The organism is Phaeobacter sp. SYSU ZJ3003 (assembly GCF_041300735.1).
Classification (GTDB): Bacteria; Pseudomonadota; Alphaproteobacteria; order Rhodobacterales; family Rhodobacteraceae; genus Phycobacter; species Phycobacter gallaeciensis_A.
On the sequence record NZ_PXNU01000119.1, the window covers coordinates 1 to 2562 of the forward strand.

Below are 2562 nucleotides of genomic sequence, written 5' to 3' on the forward strand. Positions count from 1 at the left end.
GCCGCATAACCATGAAATCCGCAGCGTCGCCCGAAACGCTTTTCAACATCGATCGGGACATTCCCTTTGCTCGACAGTGGTGCATTTTGCCTCGCGCAATCGCGGCGATCCAAATACCAATGCGAGTCCCTTGGCGCGTGACACCGCTACGTTGATGCGGTTCAACGAAAACAGAAACTCCATCCCGCGCGAGGTTTCTTCGGCGGAGGATGCGGTCATGGAAACCAGGCAGACCGGTGCCTCTTGTCCCTGAAACTTATCGACGGTGCCGACACGCACGCCGGATGGAAGCGCATCCCGCAAAGCGTTTACCTGTGCGTTGTATGGGGCGACGACGATGATGTCTGTCTCGCGCATCGGTCGCGTGCTGCCGTCCTTCTCCGTCCAGCTTCCACCAAGAATCTTGGCGACGGTTTTGCCAATCGCGGCGACTTCTTCCTGTGCGATCTGTGCATTACCCTCATGGGGGACCGGCACCCAGAAAGCTCCGGCTTCGGGGAGCGCTGTGCCTGTCACGCGCTGATTGGCCGTATCAGGATGACTGGTCAGTCGACCTTCATACACCTGTTCCGAGATAAACCGGCAGACCTCCGGGTGCATGCGCCGAGATGTGGGAAGGAAAATGCCCCGGTCGGCTGGAACCGTCGCATGCTCACCGAGCATCCAATCCAGGCACGACAGGTTCGCAGGCTCGGGATGCGCACCCTGGATGACCTGCGGCAACTGGCGTGGGTCGCCCACAAGCACGATGTTTCGCGCGGCACGCCCCATGGCAGCCATGTTGGCAAGTCCGACCTGACCTGCCTCGTCCACGAACAGCCAATCAAAGGCCTGCACATTCTCGTCGCGGGAAAAGAACCACGCCGTGCCGCCCACGACATGCGCGTCTGATAGCGCAGGGTCGTCGTTCGACGTAGCGCGGGTAATCTCGGACAAACCGTCGGGGTACCCATCCTCACCTCCGCCAACCTTGTGCGCCAGCTCGACGTTTTCCAACGTGATATCGGGATCGTCATCCTCGAGGGCGAGAAGACAACCCATCAGAACATTGTGGATCGCCTCGTGACTGTTTGACGCGACACCAACTCGAAACCCTTGGCGGACAAGGGACAGGATCGCGCGGGCACTGACATAGGTCTTCCCGGTGCCGGGTGGTCCCTGGATCGGCAGGACCGTTTCATCCATGTCATTCACCACGGCAATAGTGCCCCCTACAGGCTCTGCCCCGCCCAGAAGATCGCCCCGTGGGCCAGTGCGCAGACGCGGTGCAGCGCGCGACAGCAGGTCGTCCACCGCCGTGTACCGGCGCGCGCCGCACTGATCGGCGATCACATCGCGTAAAGCACCCGCAATGACACTTGTCTGGATCGGCCAGTCCGGATGCAGCGACAGTTGATCCGCCAGAAGATCGGCCTTGCCCGGACCTACCTTAACGGTGATCTCACGTGCCCGCCGATCCATGGACTCGATGCCGACCGTCGTCGGGGGGGTGTCGAATACCGGAACCGTCGCCTTCTTGCCGCTCCGCAGTTTCGTTTCCTGTTCGGGATAGGTATACCGCCGCGCGAAGGATCGCTTCACGGGCTCGACAGGGCCCGCTGCCTCAAGCCCACCAAGTGCATCTAGATCGTCGAGCAGATCATCCTCGTCCTTGGCTGCGCTGTCGAATACGGCCCATTGAGCGGGCTTCACCTCGCGGCTGTGAAAGACACCGAGGTTGAACAGCATATCCTGCCGTGCCTCGGGCAAGCCGGACCCTGCCAGTATGTTCCGCAAAGCCTGCGTATCGGCATCCTCTTCGGCTTCTTTATCGCCTGCATCCTGGGCAAGTGTCGGCCAAGGGCCATCAGGCCGGATGCCAACCAGCCAGTCGCGCAATTCCTCGGTCGAGATACAGTCGATGCGGTTGTAATCCTCGATCTCGTCCAGAATCTGCTGGTCCTGCGTTTCGCGCCAGCGCTCATAGGCCACGACCGAGCCGCCTGCTGTCTTGACCTCGCCATCGCGTTTGCGGTCGTAGAAGGCCTCCATCGATTTGATGGAATAGTTTGGCTCAGACCCGATCAGCCCGCCGCGCACGACGGCGAACAGATCTACGAAGCGGCGCTCCCTCAATAACCGGTCGAGGAAAGCCTCACCGATCCCGTATTTGGTGGTTAGGCGCTTGAGCGCGGTGATCTCGTAGGGCGCGTAGTGATAGATACGCGCGGCGGGGTATTGCGTGATCCGCGCACGAAAGAACGCCAACAAATCAGACAATGCCCGCGCTTCGGCACCGTGATCATGAGCCCAGAACGCCTGGAACTGCCCGTCGAACCAGATCCCGTGCAGGTATTCGAGACCGTCCTCGTAATGCGGATCGCCTTCAATGTCGTAAAACAGGTCACCCGGCTGTGGTTCCGGCAAAAGGTCGAAGCCCTTGCCAGGTTCGGGCGCACGCAGTTCGAAATCCGGTTCCCCGGTTTTGCGGGCCTGCTGCAGGCGGGCCTGAGTGACGGGAATGTCCCGATCGATGTTGAAAAGCGTTTCGGGCGACGCTGCGGATTTCATGGTTATGCGGCC

The 2562-nt window shown here is 60.7% G+C and carries 1 protein-coding gene; it reads right to left on the reverse strand.

The features are described from left to right. Positions 1–42: 42 nt before the first annotated feature. A partial coding sequence (locus tag C6W91_RS20910) for a TM0106 family RecB-like putative nuclease (protein WP_370571578.1) occupies positions 43–2562 on the reverse strand: 2520 nt, incomplete at its 5' end.